This is a genomic window from Flavobacterium sp., assembly GCF_031423415.1.
Classification (GTDB): domain Bacteria; phylum Bacteroidota; class Bacteroidia; order Flavobacteriales; family Flavobacteriaceae; genus Flavobacterium.
The window spans coordinates 66245-85865 of sequence record NZ_JANPFL010000053.1; the positions used below are offsets into that span (position 1 = coordinate 66245).

The 19621-nt window shown below is 33.2% G+C and carries 20 protein-coding genes and 1 pseudogene; 18 read left to right on the top strand and 3 right to left on the bottom strand.

Annotation, left to right across the window (positions count from 1 at the left end; genetic code table 11):
* Positions 1-37: 37 nt before the first annotated feature.
* Both RMO83_RS05575 and xrtF read right to left on the bottom strand, forming a co-directional pair.
* On the bottom strand, positions 38-481 hold the full coding sequence (locus tag RMO83_RS05575) for an exosortase F system-associated membrane protein (protein WP_310558689.1): 444 nt from the start codon (positions 479-481) through the stop codon (positions 38-40).
* Positions 456-1013, bottom strand: coding sequence for an exosortase family protein XrtF (xrtF, locus tag RMO83_RS05580; protein WP_310558690.1), 558 nt, complete (start codon positions 1011-1013; stop codon positions 456-458). Before xrtF ends, RMO83_RS05575 begins: the two co-directional genes overlap by 26 nt.
* A 71-nt stretch (positions 1014-1084) precedes the next feature.
* On the opposite strand from xrtF, the gene RMO83_RS05585 reads away from it, so the two are divergent.
* The 18 genes and pseudogenes from RMO83_RS05585 (at position 1085) to rpe (ending at position 19445) form a co-directional block, all read left to right on the top strand.
* Positions 1085-1540 (top strand): GAF domain-containing protein, encoded by a 456-nt coding sequence (locus RMO83_RS05585; RefSeq protein ID WP_310558691.1) that lies wholly within the window; start codon positions 1085-1087, stop codon positions 1538-1540.
* 370 nt (positions 1541-1910) lie between these two features.
* Entirely contained in the window at positions 1911-2309 is a 399-nt protein-coding gene (locus RMO83_RS05590) for a DUF2452 domain-containing protein (RefSeq protein ID WP_310558692.1), read from the top strand.
* 24 nt (positions 2310-2333) lie between these two features.
* Positions 2334-3833, top strand: a complete 1500-nt coding sequence (locus RMO83_RS05595) for a deoxyribodipyrimidine photo-lyase (RefSeq protein WP_310558693.1) — start codon at positions 2334-2336, stop codon at positions 3831-3833.
* Between the two features lie 2 nt (positions 3834-3835).
* Positions 3836-4573 carry a DUF2071 domain-containing protein gene (locus RMO83_RS05600; protein ID WP_310558694.1) on the top strand — a complete coding sequence of 246 codons (738 nt, stop codon included), beginning with the start codon at positions 3836-3838 and terminating at the stop codon, positions 4571-4573.
* Entirely contained in the window at positions 4560-4694 is a 135-nt protein-coding gene (locus RMO83_RS05605; RefSeq protein ID WP_310558695.1) for a DUF2256 domain-containing protein, read from the top strand. Before RMO83_RS05600 ends, RMO83_RS05605 begins: the two co-directional genes overlap by 14 nt.
* 76 nt (positions 4695-4770) lie before the next feature.
* Positions 4771-6306, top strand: coding sequence for a cryptochrome/photolyase family protein (locus tag RMO83_RS05610; RefSeq protein ID WP_310558696.1), 1536 nt, complete (start codon positions 4771-4773; stop codon positions 6304-6306).
* An 86-nt stretch (positions 6307-6392) separates the two neighbouring features.
* Positions 6393-7682 (top strand): DASH family cryptochrome, encoded by a 1290-nt coding sequence (locus RMO83_RS05615; protein WP_310558697.1) that lies wholly within the window; start codon positions 6393-6395, stop codon positions 7680-7682.
* Positions 7683-7780: 98 nt separating this feature from the next.
* Positions 7781-8050: a 30S ribosomal protein S15 gene (gene rpsO, locus RMO83_RS05620; protein ID WP_310558698.1), complete on the top strand. Its 270-nt coding sequence runs from the start codon at positions 7781-7783 to the stop codon at positions 8048-8050.
* A 235-nt stretch (positions 8051-8285) separates the two neighbouring features.
* Positions 8286-10412 (top strand): polyribonucleotide nucleotidyltransferase, encoded by a 2127-nt coding sequence (locus RMO83_RS05625; protein ID WP_310558706.1) that lies wholly within the window; start codon positions 8286-8288, stop codon positions 10410-10412.
* A 184-nt stretch (positions 10413-10596) separates the two neighbouring features.
* Entirely contained in the window at positions 10597-12942 is a 2346-nt protein-coding gene (locus RMO83_RS05630) for an N-6 DNA methylase (protein ID WP_310558699.1), read from the top strand.
* Between the two features lie 3 nt (positions 12943-12945).
* Complete coding sequence (locus RMO83_RS05635; RefSeq protein WP_310558700.1) at positions 12946-13605, top strand: hypothetical protein; 660 nt, start codon at positions 12946-12948, stop codon at positions 13603-13605.
* 46 nt (positions 13606-13651) lie between these two features.
* Positions 13652-13879 (top strand): annotated as a pseudogene (locus tag RMO83_RS05640) (S1 RNA-binding domain-containing protein); the annotation flags it as partial.
* A gap of 240 nt (positions 13880-14119) precedes the next feature.
* Entirely contained in the window at positions 14120-15592 is a 1473-nt protein-coding gene (gene crtD, locus RMO83_RS05645; RefSeq protein ID WP_310558701.1) for a 1-hydroxycarotenoid 3,4-desaturase CrtD, read from the top strand.
* Entirely contained in the window at positions 15589-16215 is a 627-nt protein-coding gene (locus RMO83_RS05650; protein WP_310558702.1) for a carotenoid biosynthesis protein, read from the top strand. Before crtD ends, RMO83_RS05650 begins: the two co-directional genes overlap by 4 nt.
* Position 16216: 1 nt before the next feature.
* Positions 16217-16699 carry a sterol desaturase family protein gene (locus RMO83_RS05655; protein ID WP_310558703.1) on the top strand — a complete coding sequence of 161 codons (483 nt, stop codon included), beginning with the start codon at positions 16217-16219 and terminating at the stop codon, positions 16697-16699.
* 63 nt (positions 16700-16762) lie between these two features.
* Positions 16763-17470: a DUF3291 domain-containing protein gene (locus tag RMO83_RS05660; RefSeq protein ID WP_310558704.1), complete on the top strand. Its 708-nt coding sequence runs from the start codon at positions 16763-16765 to the stop codon at positions 17468-17470.
* A gap of 189 nt (positions 17471-17659) precedes the next feature.
* Positions 17660-18523, top strand: coding sequence for an RNA polymerase sigma factor RpoD/SigA (locus RMO83_RS05665; RefSeq protein WP_300096781.1), 864 nt, complete (start codon positions 17660-17662; stop codon positions 18521-18523).
* Between the two features lie 253 nt (positions 18524-18776).
* Positions 18777-19445: a ribulose-phosphate 3-epimerase gene (gene rpe, locus RMO83_RS05670; protein ID WP_310558705.1), complete on the top strand. Its 669-nt coding sequence runs from the start codon at positions 18777-18779 to the stop codon at positions 19443-19445.
* Positions 19446-19515: 70 nt separating this feature from the next.
* Here rpe and RMO83_RS05675 read toward each other — a convergent pair.
* Positions 19516-19621 (bottom strand): IS3 family transposase (locus tag RMO83_RS05675; RefSeq protein WP_310558707.1); only part of this gene is annotated, 106 nt, incomplete at its 5' end.

The window sequence follows — 19621 nt, forward strand, 5'->3', positions numbered from 1 at the left end:
TCAATATTTTTTTATCTTTTAAGAGATGGTAAAAACCTCATTGCTTTTGTTTTTGATAATAAAATGCAGGAAGAAACAATAACAAAAAAATAGGTTGAATCAGAAATCTTCTTACATAGAAGAGACCCATTTTGTTGGTTTCTCCGCTATTAAAAAGAATGTAAAAGAAAGTTACCAATAAAATTACGAAAAAAATAAAATACAAAAACGAAGCAAACTTTACTGCATCGATATCTTTGAATAAAGCATAAATTATAGCTAATGATAGTGCGGTATTTATAAAATATCGAAACATTAAACCAAAAAGTAATTGAAGATTTTCGATTTCTGGAATGGGTAAATTATAATAATCCCCCTTGAAATAATCCAAAAAAGGATCATAAAACAAGCTGTCTTCGTACGCTCGAATTAAAACCAAAGCCAGAACAAATAAAAGTGCCAATGCAAATCTTACTTTATGATTGAGAAGTTTTTTTAGCATATTTCGAAAATTTATTGACCCAAATAATCCACAACACAAAAACTACTCCATAAATAAACAACGGGAACAAAACGCCGTGCAAAAGATGTTGCTGCTTGGGATAATAATACATCAAAATACACAAAAGTGCAATTCTAGAAACATTGAGAATATGGATGAGAATGCTTCCGGCAATGATATACAAAATAGTTGGTTTTATTTTTCCCGAAAAGGCGATTATGAATGAAATGAATAAGATAATTACGCTTAAAGCATTACATCCTTCTATAATTCGAGCCATTGGTTTTTGATTGTAGTATATATTTACTGCCGGTTCTTTTGAATTTGGGAGGGTTTTGACATCACAATTAAAGAAAAGCAATACGTCCTCAGTTTGTTGTGCAACTAGTTTTGTAAAACTATCCGTTTCATTTTTTTTTACATCAAATTGTCCAAGATAACTTTGGTAAACGAATGTCAAAAGCAAGTAAGTCAGTAAAAATTTGCCTAAAAACAGCAAAAATGGTTTATAGATAATAAAATATTTTTTCAAAGTTAACTTTTAACAAATTTATATAAAATTAAACAGTCCCATTTAAATACTTTTACAAAAAATAAATGATTATGACTTTCGAAGAATTAAAACCAAAAGTAACCGAAATTATTTCTAATTCCAACACGTCTAGAGAAGAAAAACTCTTGAAAATTTGTGAACTTCTGAGCAACTCCATTGATTACTACAATTGGGTAGGTTTTTATTTCGCCAATCACGAGACCAAAACCTTGCATCTTGGTCCTTATGTTGGAGCTGAAACAGATCATAATGTAATTCCTTTCGGGAAAGGTATTTGCGGTCAAGTAGCGGTTTCCAATGCTAATTTTGTAGTTCCAGATGTGGCTGCGCAAGACAATTATATTGCGTGTAGCTTCACTGTAAAGTCCGAAATTGTTGTTCCGCTATTTGTAAATGGAGAAAACATTGGACAAATCGATATTGACAGTCACGTCCTCAACCCGTTTACAGTTGCTGACGAACGATTTTTGGAGTTTGTTTGCTCAGAAATTTCGAAAATGTATTAGAATAAAAAATATTCTAACTTGATTTTCAGCTAATAGTTCTACTATAATTCCCAAAGAAATCTGAGTTTTGGGTTGAAATGAGATATTTTGAATTCGAATTAGGCCTCTCCCTATAAAAAACGGGCGAGGTTTACTGTTTTTAGGAAAACCCTTCATTTACATAAATAGCCTTTTATCAATATTTTTTTTGATTAAAGCATTGAGTCTGATTTATGTTTTATACCTTTGTTCATTATTTATTAAATTTTGTTAAACAAAATTGTTTAGCCCAATCTTTTAAATATTTTGACAATAAACAAAACGTATTTATTATTTGAATGCAAGGCAAGATTGTTTGTAACGCCATACATCAAGAAAATAATTTCATAAAATGGAAAGTAAAAAACCGGATAACGTTGTACATTCAGCTGAAAATGGATACAATGCAAGTCTATTGCCTTACGGAACAAACGTTGGCGCACCTGTAATTAAAACTGACGATCTTATCGCATGGAAAACCAGAGGAATTCATCAATTAAATAAAGAGTTTGAAAGCAAGTTCAATGAACTGAAACTGCAATATCAAAAATTGATGGAGGAATACGAATGGAATGAGCTAGTTTACAATGCCAAATTTTCATTTGAGCCCGTTATTGGCGAAATCTACCATTTATACAGTGGCGGTGATGCCAATCATTTTTTATCATTGATTGGTCCAACGGAATGGAACAAGGAACATATTGCTACTTTTAAATTGAATAGTGATAAAAAATGGATTTTAATACAATAGAAAATAGATTCGACAACCTAAACTTTGAATAAAAAATCGATCAATATTGTTTGGTTTAAAAGAGACTTGCGTTTTGTAGATAACGAGGCTTTGTTCCATGCGCATCAATCTGGATTGCCTTTACTGTTGGTTTATTTTTTCGAACCCTCGGTTATGAATTATGATGATGCCGATACCAGACATTGGCGATTTATTTACGAATCAATCCAAGATTTGCAGCGAAAACTGAATGCTTCAAATGCCAAAATATATTTTTTTCACAACGAAGTAGATGCCGTTTTTTCAGAATTAGTCAAGCATTTCGATATTCAAGCTGTTTTTTCACACCAAGAAATTGGCAACAAAATCACCTTTGATAGAGATGTGTCGATACAGGATTTTTTCAAAAAAAACAGCATTGCTTGGAAAGAATTTCAAATGCACGGCGTCATCAGAAAACTTAAATCAAGACAGCATTGGGACAAACGTTGGGAAGAAGTGATGCGAGGTGAAATCAAAAATATTGAATTGAAAGATTTAAGAATTGAAATATTGAATGATCGTTTTTATGACAGAATAAAAGGAGAAACGCTTTCGGAGGGAATCACGACGCCCAACAAAAATTTTCAGCAAGGTGGCGAAGATTTGGCTTGGCGGTATTTAGACAGTTTTGTCAAAGAACGCTACGTCAATTATAGCAAACACATTTCTAAACCTGCTTTGAGTCGCAAAGGTTGCAGCCGATTATCGCCTTATTTGGCCTATGGAAATATCAGTATGCGAATGGTGTACCAATATACCAATCAGTTTTATGAAACGTCCAAAAACAAACGGGCCATTCTCAATTTTGTGTCACGTTTGCATTGGCATTGCCATTTTATTCAAAAATTTGAAGACGAATGTCGAATGGAATTCGAAAATGTAAATCGGGCTTATGATTCATTGGTTAAACCAAAAAACGAAACCTACATCAAAGCTTGGCAAGAAGGCAAAACAGGTGTTCCCATTGTAGATGCGTGTATGCGATGCTTGGTAACAACGGGTTATATTAATTTCAGAATGCGGGCTATGGTGGTTTCTTTTTTCACGTTTAATTTGTGGCAAGATTGGCGCGAATTGCATTTTTTGGCACGACAATTTCTGGATTACGAACCGGGAATTCATTATCCTCAAATCCAAATGCAATCAGGAACGACTGGCATCAACACGATTCGGATATACAATCCTATTAAAAACTCCGAAGAACACGATTCAGAAGGGGTTTTCATAAAACAATGGATTCCAGAATTGGCCGAAGTTCCGGTTTCTTTGCTACATGAACCTTGGAAAATGAACGAAATGGAACAGCAGTTTTACAATTGCAAAATCGGACAAGATTATCCTGAACCAATTGTAAACATTGAAGAAACGAGAAAATTTGCCAGCGATATTGTCTGGAGTTTTCGCAAAAAAGAGGATGTGAAAGAAGAGGGAAAACGAATTTTAAAAAAACACGTGAGTAATCCCACTTCAAAAACAAAGAGAATTAGAACAAAAAAAACCTAAAAATGGCGATATTTTTAAAAGCAAATTGGGAAAATATCATTATGGCTAATTATGAAATTGACCAAAAAATTCTCAGTCCCTTTGTCCCAAAAGGCGTAGAATTAGATTTATTTGACGGAAAAAGTTATGTTAGTTTGGTTGGTTTTATGTTCAAAAACACCAAATTATTCAATGTTGCTATTCCGTTTTTTGGAAACTTTGAAGAAATTAATTTACGGTTTTATGTAAAACGAAAAGAAGAAAATGGTAGCACTAAGCGAGGCGTTGTTTTTATAAATGAAACCATTCCGTATCCAATTGTGGCTTGGGTTGCCAATAAATTGTACAACGAACATTATACGGTTGTGCCCACAAAGCACGAAATCAGTACTGAAAAATCTTCGAAAAAAGTGAAATTCGAATGGTTATTAAACAAAAAATGGAATTCCATTGCTGTAACAACAGCTACTATATCCGAAAAGATGAAACCTGATTCTCTCGAAAGTTTTATCTACGAGCATTATTATGGTTATACCAAAACTGCCGATGATAAAACCGAAGAATACAAATTGCAACATCCAAGTTGGAAAATAAGTGAAGTTTTGGATTACCAAATTGAATGCGATTTTGACGCGATGTACGGGAAATCATTTTCAGTTTTGAATCAAATAAAGCCCGCAGCCGTTTTCATTGCCGATGGATCAGCGGTGGGAATAGAATGGAAAAGAACCAAAATAAAACTCGATTATGAAAGGTGTTAAAAAACAAAATCTACCTACCAAGATTTGCGTCGTTTGCCAAAAACCCTTCACGTGGCGCAAGAAATGGGAAAAAGTTTGGGACGAAGTAAAATATTGTAGCGATAAATGTAGGAAAAAATAATTAAAAAATTTAATAATTAAAAGATTTAACACCTATCGTTATTTTTCAATCTTTAAATTTTTCAATCTTTAAATAAATGAATAAAACCTTACGATTAATTCTCGGCGATCAATTAAATAGTAATCATTCTTGGTATCAAACCGTCGATGATTCGGTTACGTATGTAATGATGGAAATCCGTTCAGAAACCGATTATGCCACACATCATATCCAAAAAATTGTGGGTTTCTTTTCGGCTATGCAAAATTTTGCCAAAGAACTAATCTCGAAAAATCATCAAGTGATTTATTTTCATTTGAATGATTCAACCAATTTACAATCCTTTGATAAAAATATTCAAGGTCTAATTGAAAAGGAAGGTTTTACAAATTTCGAATACCAATTGCCCGACGAATATCGCTTAGACGAATTGCTGAAGAATTTTTGCAAATCGCTTTCCATTTCTACTTCGTTTGTGGATTCTGAACATTTTATGAGTTCCAGAAATGAACTAGGCGATTTTTTTGAAGGTAAAAAAACATTCTTAATGGAAAGCTTCTATCATATGATGCGAAAAAAGCACAATGTGTTGATGCAAGGCGACAAACCTTTGACAGGAAAATGGAATTATGATGGCGAAAATCGTAAAAAATTACCTAAAGATCACAAACCAACTCCGCCGTTGGTTTTCAATAATGATGTTTCGGAAATTGTTGCTGAAATTCATAAAACCAACATTAAAACCATTGGAACTATTGATGCTAAAAACTTTGTTTGGCCAGTAAACAGAACCCAATCTTTAGAATTACTGAATTTTTTTGCTACGGAATGTTTGTCCCTTTTCGGAAGTTATCAAGATGCAATGACGCCCAACGAATGGTCTTTGTATCACGCTCGGCTTTCCTTTTCGATGAATTGCAAATTAATTTCGCCTTTAGAAGTGATTCATAGAGTCATTCAAGAATGGGAAAATTGTCCTGACGAAATAGAATACAATCAGTTGGAAGGTTTTGTTCGACAAATTATTGGTTGGAGAGAATATATGCGAGGTATTTATTGGAACAAAATGCCTGATTATGCCACGATGAATTTTTTCGACCACGAAAATAAATTACCCGATTGGTTTTGGACAGGAAAAACCAAAATGAATTGTCTGAAAGACGCCATCAATCAATCCTTGAATTTTGCCTATGCACATCATATTCAACGGTTGATGATTACGGGCAATTTTGCGCTATTGGCTGGAATTCATCCTGACGAAGTCGATGCTTGGTATTTAGGTATATATATTGATGCCATCGAATGGGTAGAAATAACCAACACACGCGGAATGAGTCAGTTTGCCGATGGCGGAATCGTAGGCACGAAACCGTATGTAAGTTCCGCTTCGTATATTGATAAAATGAGTCATTATTGTGGTTCGTGTTACTACAAAAAAGCGCTAAAAACGGGCGATAAAGCCTGTCCATTCAACAGTTTGTATTGGAATTTTTACGACAAAAACGAAGACAAATTGGGCAAAAATCCACGTATTGGTATGATGTACAATGTTTGGCGAAAAATGAAACCTGATGACAAAGCAGCTTTATTAGAACAAGCCGATTATTATTTGAAAAATATAAATAGTTTATAATTAAAAGATTTAATAATTGAAAAATTTAAAGATTCTTCGAGGTTTTTATTTTTTCAATCTTTGAATTTTTCAATCTTTGAATCCCTATGAAAACAGCAATAGTTTGGTTTAAAACCGATTTGCGACTAGACGATAACGAAACACTTATTAAAGCCATAGCGCAAAGTGAACAGATAATTCCCGTCTATTGTTTTGACGATGCACATTTTGAAACTACCCAATACGGATTCAAAAAAACCGGGAATTACAGAGCTCAATTTTTGTTAGAGTCACTTCAAGATTTGGACGCAAGTTTAAGAGCATTAGGTTCAGGATTAGTAATAGTAAAAGGAAAACCTGAAATTGAAATCCCGAAAATAGTTAAACAGTACAAAGCACTAAAAGTTTTTGCTAAAAGGGAAGTGGCTTTTGAGGAAAAGCAAACCGAAAAATTAGTGTTAGATGAACTATTCAAATTGCGATGCGAACTTGAACTGTTTAGCACAAGCACATTGTATCACGCATTAGACTTGCCTTTTTCTATCAAGGACATTCCAGATGTGTTTACGAATTTCAGAAAGAAAACGGAGAAAGATGCTACAGTTCGAAAACCATTTGAAAAACCAACTCGAATTAATTCCCCAGAAATACCAGCAATGAAATTGCCCACTTTAAAAGATTTGGGTTTGATTTTCTCGCCAAGCGATTCTCGTGCAGCTATCCAATTCAACGGTGGCGAAACCGAAGCGGTCAAAAGATTAAATTATTATTTTTATCAAACGCAAAATTTATCAAAATACAAGGAAACAAGAAACGGGATGATTGGAGCGGATTATTCGTCTAAATTTTCGGCTTGGTTGGCAATGGGTTGTATTTCGCCACGATACATTTATAGTGAAGTTCAAAAATACGAAAAGCAATTTGGCGCTAATGATTCTACCTATTGGTTAATATTCGAATTATTATGGCGAGATTTTTTCCGCTTTATGTTCAAAAAACATCAAACCAAGTTTTTCCTGTATTCTGGAATCAAAACCGAGAAAATCAACTCAAAATCTTTAAATGAAAAATTATTGTCACAATGGATAAATGGAACAACACCATCGGATTTTATCAATGCCAATATGCTCGAATTGAAACTGACTGGTTTTATGAGCAACCGCGGAAGACAAAATGTGGCCAGTTATTTTTGCAACGAACTCAATATGGATTGGCGCATTGGGGCTGCCTATTTTGAGGAGCAATTAGTTGATTATGATGTAAGTAGCAATTGGGGAAATTGGGCTTATTTGGCTGGCGTTGGCAACGATCCTCGAGGTCATCGCTATTTTAATATCGAAAAACAAGCGAGTGATTATGATAAAAATAAAGCGTTTAGAAATTTGTGGTTGGAATGAAGTACAAAATCTTTGTGTATCTAAAAATTAAAACTATCTTTGCGCACGAATTAAGAAAATCTTGATTCATACATAACAATCATTTAAATAATATTAGCATGTATTTAACAAAAGAAGTTAAAGAAGAAATCTTCGCTAAATACGGAGGAAAAGCAGAAAACACAGGATCTGCAGAAGGACAAATCGCACTTTTCACACACAGAATTACGCACCTTACTGAGCATTTGAAAAAAAATCGTCACGATTATAATACAGAGCGTTCATTGGTACTCTTAGTAGGTAAAAGGAGAGCGTTACTTGATTACTTGAAAAAGAAAGAAATCAACAGGTATCGTGAGATTATCAAAGTATTGGGTATTAGAAAATAATCAATATTCAAAAGAGGTGCGTGAGTGCCTCTTTTTTTTAGCCCCCTAGCCCCCAAAGGGGGAATATCGAAAGATATTTTTATTTATTGCAAGCTCCCCCTTTGGGGGTTGGGGGGCTAAAAAGTTTGGTTTTTCATTGGAACACAAAAACTACAATCCGCCACGGCGGGACAAGCAACACAACTATTCTGCTGACAGGCAGGAAAACCAATGTAAAATTAAAAAAGGAAAAATTATGATTCCACAATTATTTGTAGAAAGTATCGATTTAGGTGATGGCAGAAGCATCACAATCGAGACAGGACGATTAGCGAAACAAGCTGATGGTGCTGTAGTAGTAAGAATTGGCAAAACTGTAATCTTAGGAACAGTTGTATCATCAAGAAAAGCAAGTCCAGGTATCGATTTTTTACCTCTTACGGTAGATTATCGCGAAAAATTTGCAGCAGCAGGACGTTTTCCTGGAGGTTTCTTCAAAAGAGAAGCGCGTCCAAGTGACAACGAAGTGCTAACCATGAGATTAGTAGACCGTGTTTTACGTCCGCTTTTCCCATCAGATTATCATGCAGAAGTGCAAGTCATGATTCAACTTATGTCTCATGATGACGAAGTAATGCCAGATGCATTGGCCGGATTAGCGGCATCAGCAGCATTAGCGCTGTCTGACATTCCATTTGAAACTTTAATTTCAGAAGCCAGAGTGGGAAGAATTGATGGTAAATTCATCATTAATCCAAGTCGTGCACAATTAGCATTATCAGACATCGATATGATGATTGGTGCTTCTACAGATTCTATCGCAATGGTAGAAGGAGAAATGAAAGAAATCTCAGAAGCAGAAATGGTTGAAGCCATTAAATTTGCACACGAACACATCAAAAACCAAATTGCTGCGCAAGAACGTTTGCAAGCTGCTTTTGGGAAAAAAGAAGTTCGTACTTACGAAACTGAAAAAACGGATGATGCTATTTACGCCAAAGTAAAAGCAGCAGCTTACGATAAAATTTATGCTATTGCTAGCAAAGGTTCTTCTAAACAAGAGCGTTCAGCTGCATTTGATGCTGTAAAGGATGAAGTTAAAGCATTGTTTACAGAAGAAGAATTAGCTGAAAACGGAGATTTAGTAGGTAAATATTTTTACAAAACGAACAAAGAAGCGGTTCGTAACGTAACCCTCGATTTAGGAACACGTTTAGACGGTAGAAAAACTACTGAAATCAGACCTATTTGGTGTGAAGTAGATTACTTGCCATCGGTTCACGGATCAGCATTGTTTACTCGTGGAGAAACTCAAGCTTTGGCAACAGCCACTTTAGGAACTTCAAGAGAAGCCAACCAAATTGATTCACCATCGGAGCAAGGAGAAGAAAAATTCTACTTACACTATAATTTTCCGCCATTTTCAACAGGAGAAGCTCGTCCGTTAAGAGGAACTTCAAGAAGAGAAGTGGGTCACGGAAACTTGGCACAAAGAGCGTTGAAAAATATGATTCCTGCGGATTGTCCTTACACGATTCGTGTAGTTTCAGAAGTATTAGAATCTAATGGTTCGTCTTCAATGGCTACTGTTTGTGCCGGAACATTATCATTGATGGATGCAGGTATCCAAATGATTCGTCCTGTTTCTGGAATTGCAATGGGATTGATTACTGACGGTGATCGTTTCGCCGTTTTATCTGATATTCTTGGTGATGAAGATCATTTAGGAGATATGGATTTCAAGGTTACCGGAACTTCAGAAGGAATTACAGCCTGTCAGATGGATATCAAAATTGACGGATTGAAATACGAAATTATGGAAGCGGCGCTGGCACAAGCTAGAGATGGTCGTTTGCATATTCTTGGAATTCTAACCGATACTTTAGCAGCTCCAAAAGCAGATGTTAAAACGTATGCTCCAAAAATTATCACAAGAACTATTCCTGGTCAATTTATTGGTGCCTTAATTGGTCCTGGTGGAAAAGTAATTCAAGAATTGCAAAAAGCTACTGGAACTACTATCGTAATCAACGAAGTAGATGAGCAAGGAGTTATTGAAATCTTAGGAACAGATCCTGCTGGAATTGAAGCGGTATTGGCAAAAATCCAATCTATTACTTTCAAACCACAAATGGGCGAAGCTTATGATGTGAAAGTAATCAAAATGCTTGATTTTGGTGCGGTTGTAGAATATCTTGCAGCTCCAGGAAACGAAGTATTGCTTCACGTATCAGAACTAGCTTGGGAACGTACAGAAAACGTTTCGGATGTAGTGAAAATGGGTGATGTTTTCCAAGTGAAATACCTTGGTCTTGATCCAAAAACTAGAAAAGAAAAAGTGTCTAGAAAAGCACTTTTGCAAAGACCTCCGCGTGAGTCATAAATAAGAGTAATCAAATCTTAGTTTACTAAAGGTTCATTTATAGGAAAACCCGTCCCGATTTATCGGGGCGGGTTTTTTGGTTTTAATTATTCTTTGCACATAAATAAAACATAAGTAGTTTTTTTATATATTCGCAGTAATTAAAAATCCTCAACTTCACATCAAATTATTTAACAAAAAACAAGTGTCAGCAATCATAGAACATATTAATACTAAAGAAATTTGGCAAAAATCATTAGGTTTATTACCTACGAAATTTTTGCCTGATTCTGACCAGCAATATGTAATGCAGAATGGTCAGTTCAATAATTTTTGTATAGATTTTAATAATGGTTTTGATGTAGAAAAATACAGACATTTTTCATGGGCAACTGATACAAATTGTTTTTTAAATTTTGATGACCAAAAAATAAAACTTTTTAGATGGGATAAGCCAATAGTTGAAACATTAAATACTCAAGATTTAACAGTTGAAAAAATTACCAAATTATATAAATATATTGGTAGTTTTACTCAACCAAAACAAGACTCAGTTGTACCATTAATTATAAATATATTTAATCAATTACGGAGTGCCACAGGCGATCAAAATGGTTTTTGGGCTTTACAAAGTTTATTATATTTATTATCCAAGTCAGAAGATGGAGAAACTATTGATTTTAAAAAATGGGGCTTAAATAATAACATAAAAAGCAATTTACCTCAACAATTTGACAATATTTTTGAAGATTTTCAAAAAAAAATTAATACTATTCCTAATACTACCAAAGTGATTTTGAGACATGCTTCTGGAAAACTATTTCAAGAAGCGCATTATCAAGCAATTTTGAGTGGACAATTAGATATTTATGGAGTACCCGAACCAAGTAAATCTCTAAAAAATAAAGAGTTAAATGGTGTTCATTTCACTCCTGCTTTTATAACGAGGAGTATAGTGGAAGAAAGTTTTAGAGATTTTAATTTTGATGGGATTACTGAAGTAAAAATTTTAGACCCTGCATGCGGTTCAGGTGAATTTTTAAAAGAATCATTAAGACAAATTATAGAAAGTAATAAATTTAATGGTCTAATAAAAATATATGGTTGGGACAAATCAAAAACTGCCGTCGAGGTAGCAAATTTTTCTTTACATTTTGAGAAAAGTCAATACCCAACAAAAACTATTGAAATTGAAATAATTGAAAAAGACACACTTGACGAACAAAACTGGGGAGAATTTCACTTTATACTGATGAACCCTCCGTTTGTTTCATGGGAACGTCTTGAAAGCATAGACCAAGAAAAAGTAAGAGCATCATTAGAAGATTTTTTTTCAAACAAACCAAATTTAGCAAGTCCATTTTTCTATAAAGCACTCAAATCTTTAAAACCAAATGGTGTTTTGGGATGTGTTTTACCTACATCAATTTTTAATGCAGATTCATATAAAATTTTAAGAGATTATGCTTCTGAAAATTTTAATATAGAATTAATCGGTAAATTAGGTAATCTAAATCTATTTTATAATGCAGTAGTTGATGCAGGTATCTATGTTGCTACTAGAAAAAAAGAAAACAATAATAATTCAACTGTTTTGTGGGCAGATAGTTCATTAAACTCAACTACTGATGCCTTAAGAAATTTAAGAATATTTCAACAAAGCCCAAATATCCCTGTAAATGAAACAAATTTTAGTATTTATAAATCAATTTATAACAAGACAAATTTTCCAAATTTAGTTTCGTTTTCATCCTATAATCTAGAAAAGAAAATTAATGAATTAATTTTTACTAAAAAATTAATTCCAATCAAGAGCATTTTTGATGTAAAACAAGGAACTAGAACTGGTGCAAACGAAATTTTCAATGTAGATAAAATGTATTTTGAAAGTTTAAAAGCAGAGGAAAAAAAATATTTTAAACCTTCTGTTTCTAACAAAGCAATTAAAAATGGTAAATTATCTGTTTATAATTATTTATGGTTTCCATATAATTTTAAAAGAGAATTAATTTTAAAAACTGAGGATGAAGTATCTAAAAAAGTTCCAAGCTTTTATAAAGTTTTAAAACATCATCAACCAACATTGGAAAATAGAAGCTTAATAGAAAAATGGTGGGGTTTGTCTAGAGTTTATAAATGGTTATGCGAGAATAATTCTAAACTGGTTTCTACTGAATTTGGAAAGGCTGGCTATTTTGCAATTGATACTACTGGAGAATATAAAGTTGAGAGAGGTAATGCTTGGAGTATTAAAAAATCAAAATCAATAAATCAAAATGAAGAAGATTTGAATTTTGCTTATTTAGCATTTTTCTGTTCAGAATTTTTTAATAAATTGTTGGCTCTTTATTCTAAACAAATTGCAGGAGGACAATATTATCTTGGAGGCAAATTTGTAAATGATATTCCTATTCCAGACTTAACTTTAGAGGAAAATATTGGATTAGCTAATGAGCTAATTTCTTATGGAAAAAGAATAAGTGATTCTGGTATTAATGAAGAGGAGAAAATTTTGCTAAATAAAATAATTGAATCTGTTTATCAAAGTTAAGAAATGGCAAATGAACCAAGTAAAAAACTAATTAATGGTTGTGTTTCTATTTTAGGGCGATATGTTGAAAATATTCATTTCCCAATTAATTTATTTCAAAATGAAAATTATTTTTCATTAAATTGTAATAACCCAATACTATTTTCTGAAAGACAGAATGATTATCAATTAATGAGAATTAAAGGAATTGATAATATTGGTATTCACTTTGCTTTAAAATTCGAAATTGAACCTATTTCAGCCAAAAAATTTACTTACAAATTGACAGATGCTAATCTGAAATTTATCCATTTTAACGACAATGATTTAACAGTCTTATTTAGATCCGAATTTGCTTTAAACAAAGACAAAATTCATGCTCAACCGCATTGGCAGTTTGAACCTTATATCATAAAAGCAATATCTAATGAAGATATTAATATATTAATATATTTAAGAAATGAAAAAGAAAAACAACTATTAGAAATAGACGACGAAAAGAAGGATTTGTTTAATATTTCCAAAATCCATTTTGCTATGATTTCTGATTGGCATTTGCTAAATAAAGATAAAAAAAAATCTATTGTTGCTGAATTAAACGAAGATAGCGTTGTTAATTGGCTAGATGGTTGCTTGAGTTACACAATTGAACAAATAAAAAATGCTCAAAAAGTCAAACAGTAACCAAAAAAATATAGCTTTAAAAAAGAGTGTCATTTCTTATCAATAAGTTATCAAGACGCTAGATTTTGTTGCTGTTGTTGAATACCTTGCAGCTCCTGGAAATGAAGTGTTGCTTCACGTATCTGAACTGGCTTGGGAACGTACCGAAAACGTTTCGGATGTTGTGAAAATGGGTGATGTTTTCCAAGTGAAATATCTTGGCCTTGATCCAAAAACTAGAAAAGAAAAAGTGTCCAGAAAAGCACTTTTGCAAAGACCTCCACGTGAGTCATAAATAAGAGTAATCAAATCTTAGTTTACTAAAGGTTAATTTATAGGAAAACCCGTTTCATTAATTTGAGACGGGTTTTTTGATCTATATTGATACATTAAGATCAAAAGTGCTTCATCAAATAATGTAGACTTTCAGATTGAATTATTTTTATTGTTAGCTATTTATAGTTTTTTTTAACTATTGTAGCACTAGTATCATTTTAAAATAAATTAATTTTGCAGTTCATTCAAAGTAATATAAATGGCAAAAACTGTCGGTATAATTGGCGCTGGAATTGCAGGTCTTGCATTGTCAATCAGGCTAGCCAATCAAGGTTTTAAGGTAGCAATTTTTGAAAAAAACAGTTATCCAGGTGGTAAATTGAGTGAACTCATTTTGGACGGTTTTCGATTTGATAAAGGACCATCATTGTTTACAATGCCTTCGTTACTAGATGAATTAACAAATTTGCAAGGAAGTGCACATTCATTTGAATACCAAAAATTAGACGTGATAACTAACTATTTTTATTCGGATGGAACGCAACTAAAAGCATCCGCTAATTTGGATGACTTTGCCCAAGAGGTGCATTTAAAATTACATGAAAAAAAAGAAACTGTTTTAAAACACATCAAGCGCAATGCTTTTTATTTTAAAACCACCGAAGATTTGTTTTTGAAACAATCGCTGCATCAGCTGAAAAACTTTGTTAACTTTAAGACGATAAAAGGAATCTTGGTTTCTCCATTCTTGGGATTATTCAGCACAATGCATAACCAAAATTCAAATACCTTTTCTAATCCAAAGACGGTACAATTATTTAATCGATTTGCAACCTATAATGGTTCAAATCCATACAAAGCACCTGCCTTAATGAATATGATTTCGCATTTAGAATTTAATTTGGGTGCTTATCTACCTAAAAAAGGGATGCATCAAATCACAACACATTTAGTCAAACTAGCAGAAGAAGCTAAAGTCGAAATAAAATATAATTCATACGTTGCGACTTTAAACGTAGGATCTAATAACCGGATTGATTCAATAACTAGTAATGGTGTAAATTATCCTTTTGATATTGTGGCAACTGACGTTGATATTCATGTACTTTACAAGTATTTATTACCAAACGATTTTACGCCCAAAAAGTTAATTCAACAAGAAAAATCAAGTAGTGCCTATGTTTTTTATTGGGGAATAAACAAAGAGTTTGCGGCATTAGGATTGCATAACATTTTGTTTAGTGATGATTATGAAAAGGAATTTGATTGCTTATTTTCAAAACAATTTCCAACGGACGATCCCACGATTTACATTAATATTACGTCAAAATATTGCAAGGACGATGCGCCAGAAGGTTGCGAGAACTGGTTTGTAATGGTAAATGTTCCGCACAATAAAGGCGAGATTATCAATTATACAGCAGCAATTAGAAAGAATGTTGTTGAAAAAATTAATAGGATGTTGAAGACCGATATCGAGAAGCATATTATTACTGAAAGTACGTTAAGTCCAATTGATATCGAGAACCAAACTTCCTCTTTTGGTGGCTCACTATATGGTAATTCTAGCAACAATACATTTGCCGCATTTTTACGACACGCTAATTTTTCGTCAAGTATTAAAAATTTATTTCTTGTAGGAGGAAGTGTTCATCCAGGTGGAGGGATTCCATTGTGTTTGTTTAGTGCAAAAATTGCCAGTCAACTTATAGTAGATCGTGAAAATAGATGAAAGCAGCATACAAAACCTATTTTTTATATTTCTTAATTCTTGTATATGTTTCAGGCTCAATTGGGTTTGTAGTCAATCCTTCTTTTTTTAGCCCGTTTACACCTTATACATTATTACTTACCTGTTTTGTTTTTTTAATTCATAGTCCCTTAGTAGACAAAAAATTTATTGTTGCCTTTTTTTCTATAGCTTTTTGTGGCTTTATTATTGAAATAATTGGTGTAAAAACGGGGTTAATATTCGGAAAATATGCTTACGGAAATGCATTGGGATATAAATTATTCAATGTCCCACTAATCATATCAATCAATTGGGCAATGCTTATTTGTTCAGGAATTATAGTAGTAAGTCGTATCTTCGCAAATAAAATAATTGTTTTGGTCGTAGCGGCTATTTTGGTAACAGGTATTGATTTACTTATCGAACAAGTAGCTCCCAAACTTGATTTTTGGCAATTTGAAGGTAGATTACCCGGTTTACAAAATTATTTGAGTTGGATTGGAGTTGCGTTTTTCTCTTCGTACTTTTTTTACCCCACAATTATAAAAGGTAAATTTACTGCGTCTTTAACCATATTGATTTTGCAAATTATATTCTTCGCCTCACTATTTATATTTATTTAACATGGAAATTTTAATTAATTTAAGCATAGTTTTAGTCACTTTTATACTAACAGAGTTTTCTGCTTGGGCAAATCATAAATACATAATGCACGGATTTATGTGGTATTTTCATGCTGATCATCACAAAAAAGACCACAAAAGTTGGTTTGAACGAAATGATTTGTTTTTTATAATTTATGCCGTACCAAGTTGGTTATTGATTATGTTCGGAATGAAGAACGGATATGCTTGGTACACTTGGGTTGGTTTTGGTATTTTACTGTATGGTTTAGCCTATTTTTTTGTTCACGATTTAGTTATTCACCAACGCTTTAAAGTCTTTACTAAATCAAATAATGTCTATGTATTAGCTTTGCGTCGTGCACACAAAATGCATCACAAAAACATTGGAAAACATGGTGGCGAAAGTTTTGGAATGTTAATTATAAAAAGTAAATACATTCAACAAGCATTCAAACAAGCTAAAACAACAGCTGCTTCATAATATCTATAAAAAAATATTTTTTCATTTTTCTCGAAATAAACACATCAAGCAGCACGAAAATTCATGAGCCAAATAACTACTTGTACTTTTTTTAAATTAGAAAGTTTTTCCAATAAACTTTGGGCACTTGCCCAAATGCAATTAGGTCACGCTCATTTCAAAAATATTGACGGATTAGTATTCTACAAACTATTGGGCTCGGGTGCTGAAAATGGTTTTAGTTCAAAACCAAACTTTGGAACTTATGCATTATTATGTGTTTGGAAATCAGAATTTCAGGCGGCTGTTTTTTTTGAAAACAATTCATTTTTTAACAACTATAAATCTAAAAGCACCGAATCCTTTACAGTTTTTGCACATGCTGCAGAAGCACACGGAAAATGGGACGCAAAGCAACCTTTTGTTTCTAATGCTACTTTAGCTTTAGATAAGCCAGTTATGGTTTTGACACGAGCTAGTATTCGGCTTTCAAAATTGATTTCTTTTTGGAGAAAAGTCGGTCAAGTAAGTAAAAGCTTAGAAGACTACGATGGATTAGCGCTATCAATTGGTGTTGGCGAATGGCCTTTAATACAGCAAGCTACATTAAGCATTTGGAAAACTCAAGCCGAAATGATTGATTACGCCTATAAAAATGAAAAGCATAAAGAGGTTGTGCGCCTGACTCGAAAGCTCAAATGGTATAAAGAAGAACTGTTTGCTAGATTTATTCCCTATAAATTTTTAGGCAAGTGGAATGGTAAAAATGTTGAGAATTTCTTAGATTTTTAGTCTAACTATTTAGAGCCTAACTACTGGAATTATCTTGAAGGCTTTTTAAATAATCTCTATTTTTGCAAACTTCGTTGTCTAAACTATGTTTCTTATGCAAGAATTGTAACTATTTTAAATTTTTTGTAACTTTTTTGAAACTCCATACGTATAATCATTCGTACACTTAAAAATGGAAGAGACAAAAACATGAGACAACTTAAAATCACCAAGCAGGTAACCAATCGTGAAACTGCATCATTAGACAAGTATTTACAGGAAATTGGAAAGGTAGATCTTATCACTGCCGATGAAGAAGTAGAATTGGCACAAAAGATAAAAGCCGGTGATCAGGCAGCATTAGAAAAATTAACGAAAGCCAATTTGCGTTTCGTGGTTTCGGTGGCCAAACAGTACCAAAATCAAGGTTTGACACTTCCCGATTTGATTAATGAAGGAAATTTAGGATTGATAAAAGCAGCGCAACGTTTTGATGAAACACGTGGTTTCAAATTCATTTCGTATGCCGTTTGGTGGATTCGTCAATCGATTTTACAAGCTTTAGCAGAACAATCTCGTATTGTTCGTTTGCCTTTGAACAAAATTGGGTCTATCAATAAAATCAACAAAATGTATGCTTTGTTAGAGCAATCTAACGAAAGACCACCAACAGCTGAGGAAATTGCCAAAGAATTAGATATGACCGTAAACGATGTAAGAGAATCGATGAAAAACTCGGGTCGTCACTTATCAATGGATGCTCCATTGGTTGAAGGAGAAGATTCAAACCTTTACGATGTATTGCGTTCTGGCGAATCGCCAAATCCAGACAGAGCCTTAATTCAAGAATCATTACGCACCGAAATTGAGCGTTCATTGGAAACTTTGACGCCAAGAGAAGCGGATGTGGTTCGTTTGTATTTTGGTCTTGGCGATCAACATCCAATGACTTTGGAAGAAATAGGAGAAACTTTTGACCTGACTCGTGAACGCGTTCGTCAAATTAAAGAAAAAGCCATTCGAAGATTAAAACATACTTCAAGAAGTAAAATATTAAAAACCTATCTTGGGTAATTTCCAAAAAACAAAGAACAAATTCCAAACTCATTTTTTTGGAATTTGGAATTTCAAATTTTGGACCTTTAACGTTAACGACGGTCTGATTAACTGTTCGTTTTTTGATTGATGATTGAAACTCCGGCTGATTACCGGAGTTTTTATTTTTTAACCTGAACTTGTTTCAGGTTCTCTAATTATAATTTACTTTTGTATAAATAACACTAACTACTTTCAATATCAAAAGATACTGAAATATATTCAGAATAAAATGAAAAACACCCTTATTGCTCCATCTGTACTTGCTGCTGATTTTGCGAATTTACAGCGAGATATCGAAATGATTAATAACAGTGAAGCCGATTGGTTTCACATTGACATTATGGATGGTGTTTTTGTTCCTAATATTTCCTTCGGAATGCCTGTTTTAGATTCCATTGCCAAACACGCAAAGAAAACTATCGATGTCCATTTGATGATTGTGGATCCCGATCGATATATCAAAACTTTTGCTGAATTAGGAGCCAATATTTTATCGGTTCATTATGAAGCTTGTCCGCATCTTCACAGAACGTTACAAGCCATTAAAGCTGAAGGTATGAAAGCTGGTGTTGCCTTAAATCCACACACTAACATTGATTTATTGGAAGATGTTATCAATGATATTGATATGGTTTGTATAATGAGTGTGAACCCCGGTTTTGGCGGACAGTCTTTCATCGAAAACACTTATTCTAAGGTTGAAAAATTGAAAGCATTGATTACTCGAAAAAGAGCAAATACCATCATCGAAATTGACGGTGGTGTGACCAATAAAAATGCCATGCAATTAGTAGCAGCTGGAGCAGATGTTTTGGTCGCAGGAAACTTTGTTTTTAAAGCCGAAAACCCAAAAGAAACTATTGCCGATTTGAAGAAATTGACTTGTTCCTATAATTAAAAAACTCTTTTATATAAAAAAAATCCGAAGCGCTAATAGACTGAACCCAAAAGTTTGGACAAATTTATAATTAATTTTGATAATAATGAGTTCGATATTGTATCGGGCTCATTTTGTTTAAATTTGACTTGATTCTGTCATTATTGTAATAATTTATATATTCATTTATTTCCTTT

Excerpts from the sequence above, each read along its gene's own strand:
- rpsO (WP_310558698.1), top strand. The coding sequence starts at position 7,781 with ATGTATTTAACAAAAGAAGTTAAAGAAGAAATCTTCGCTAAATACGGA.
- RMO83_RS05615 (WP_310558697.1), top strand. The coding sequence starts at position 6,393 with ATGAAAACAGCAATAGTTTGGTTTAAAACCGATTTGCGACTAGACGAT.
- RMO83_RS05605 (WP_310558695.1), top strand. The coding sequence starts at position 4,560 with ATGAAAGGTGTTAAAAAACAAAATCTACCTACCAAGATTTGCGTCGTT.
- RMO83_RS05600 (WP_310558694.1), top strand. The coding sequence starts at position 3,836 with ATGGCGATATTTTTAAAAGCAAATTGGGAAAATATCATTATGGCTAAT.
- RMO83_RS05610 (WP_310558696.1), top strand. The coding sequence starts at position 4,771 with ATGAATAAAACCTTACGATTAATTCTCGGCGATCAATTAAATAGTAAT.
- crtD (WP_310558701.1), top strand. The coding sequence starts at position 14,120 with ATGGCAAAAACTGTCGGTATAATTGGCGCTGGAATTGCAGGTCTTGCA.
- RMO83_RS05625 (WP_310558706.1), top strand. The coding sequence starts at position 8,286 with ATGATTCCACAATTATTTGTAGAAAGTATCGATTTAGGTGATGGCAGA.
- RMO83_RS05650 (WP_310558702.1), top strand. The coding sequence starts at position 15,589 with ATGAAAGCAGCATACAAAACCTATTTTTTATATTTCTTAATTCTTGTA.
- RMO83_RS05590 (WP_310558692.1), top strand. The coding sequence starts at position 1,911 with ATGGAAAGTAAAAAACCGGATAACGTTGTACATTCAGCTGAAAATGGA.
- RMO83_RS05660 (WP_310558704.1), top strand. The coding sequence starts at position 16,763 with ATGAGCCAAATAACTACTTGTACTTTTTTTAAATTAGAAAGTTTTTCC.
- RMO83_RS05635 (WP_310558700.1), top strand. The coding sequence starts at position 12,946 with ATGGCAAATGAACCAAGTAAAAAACTAATTAATGGTTGTGTTTCTATT.
- RMO83_RS05655 (WP_310558703.1), top strand. The coding sequence starts at position 16,217 with ATGGAAATTTTAATTAATTTAAGCATAGTTTTAGTCACTTTTATACTA.
- rpe (WP_310558705.1), top strand. The coding sequence starts at position 18,777 with ATGAAAAACACCCTTATTGCTCCATCTGTACTTGCTGCTGATTTTGCG.
- RMO83_RS05575 (WP_310558689.1), bottom strand. The coding sequence starts at position 481 with ATGCTAAAAAAACTTCTCAATCATAAAGTAAGATTTGCATTGGCACTT.
- RMO83_RS05585 (WP_310558691.1), top strand. The coding sequence starts at position 1,085 with ATGACTTTCGAAGAATTAAAACCAAAAGTAACCGAAATTATTTCTAAT.
- RMO83_RS05665 (WP_300096781.1), top strand. The coding sequence starts at position 17,660 with ATGAGACAACTTAAAATCACCAAGCAGGTAACCAATCGTGAAACTGCA.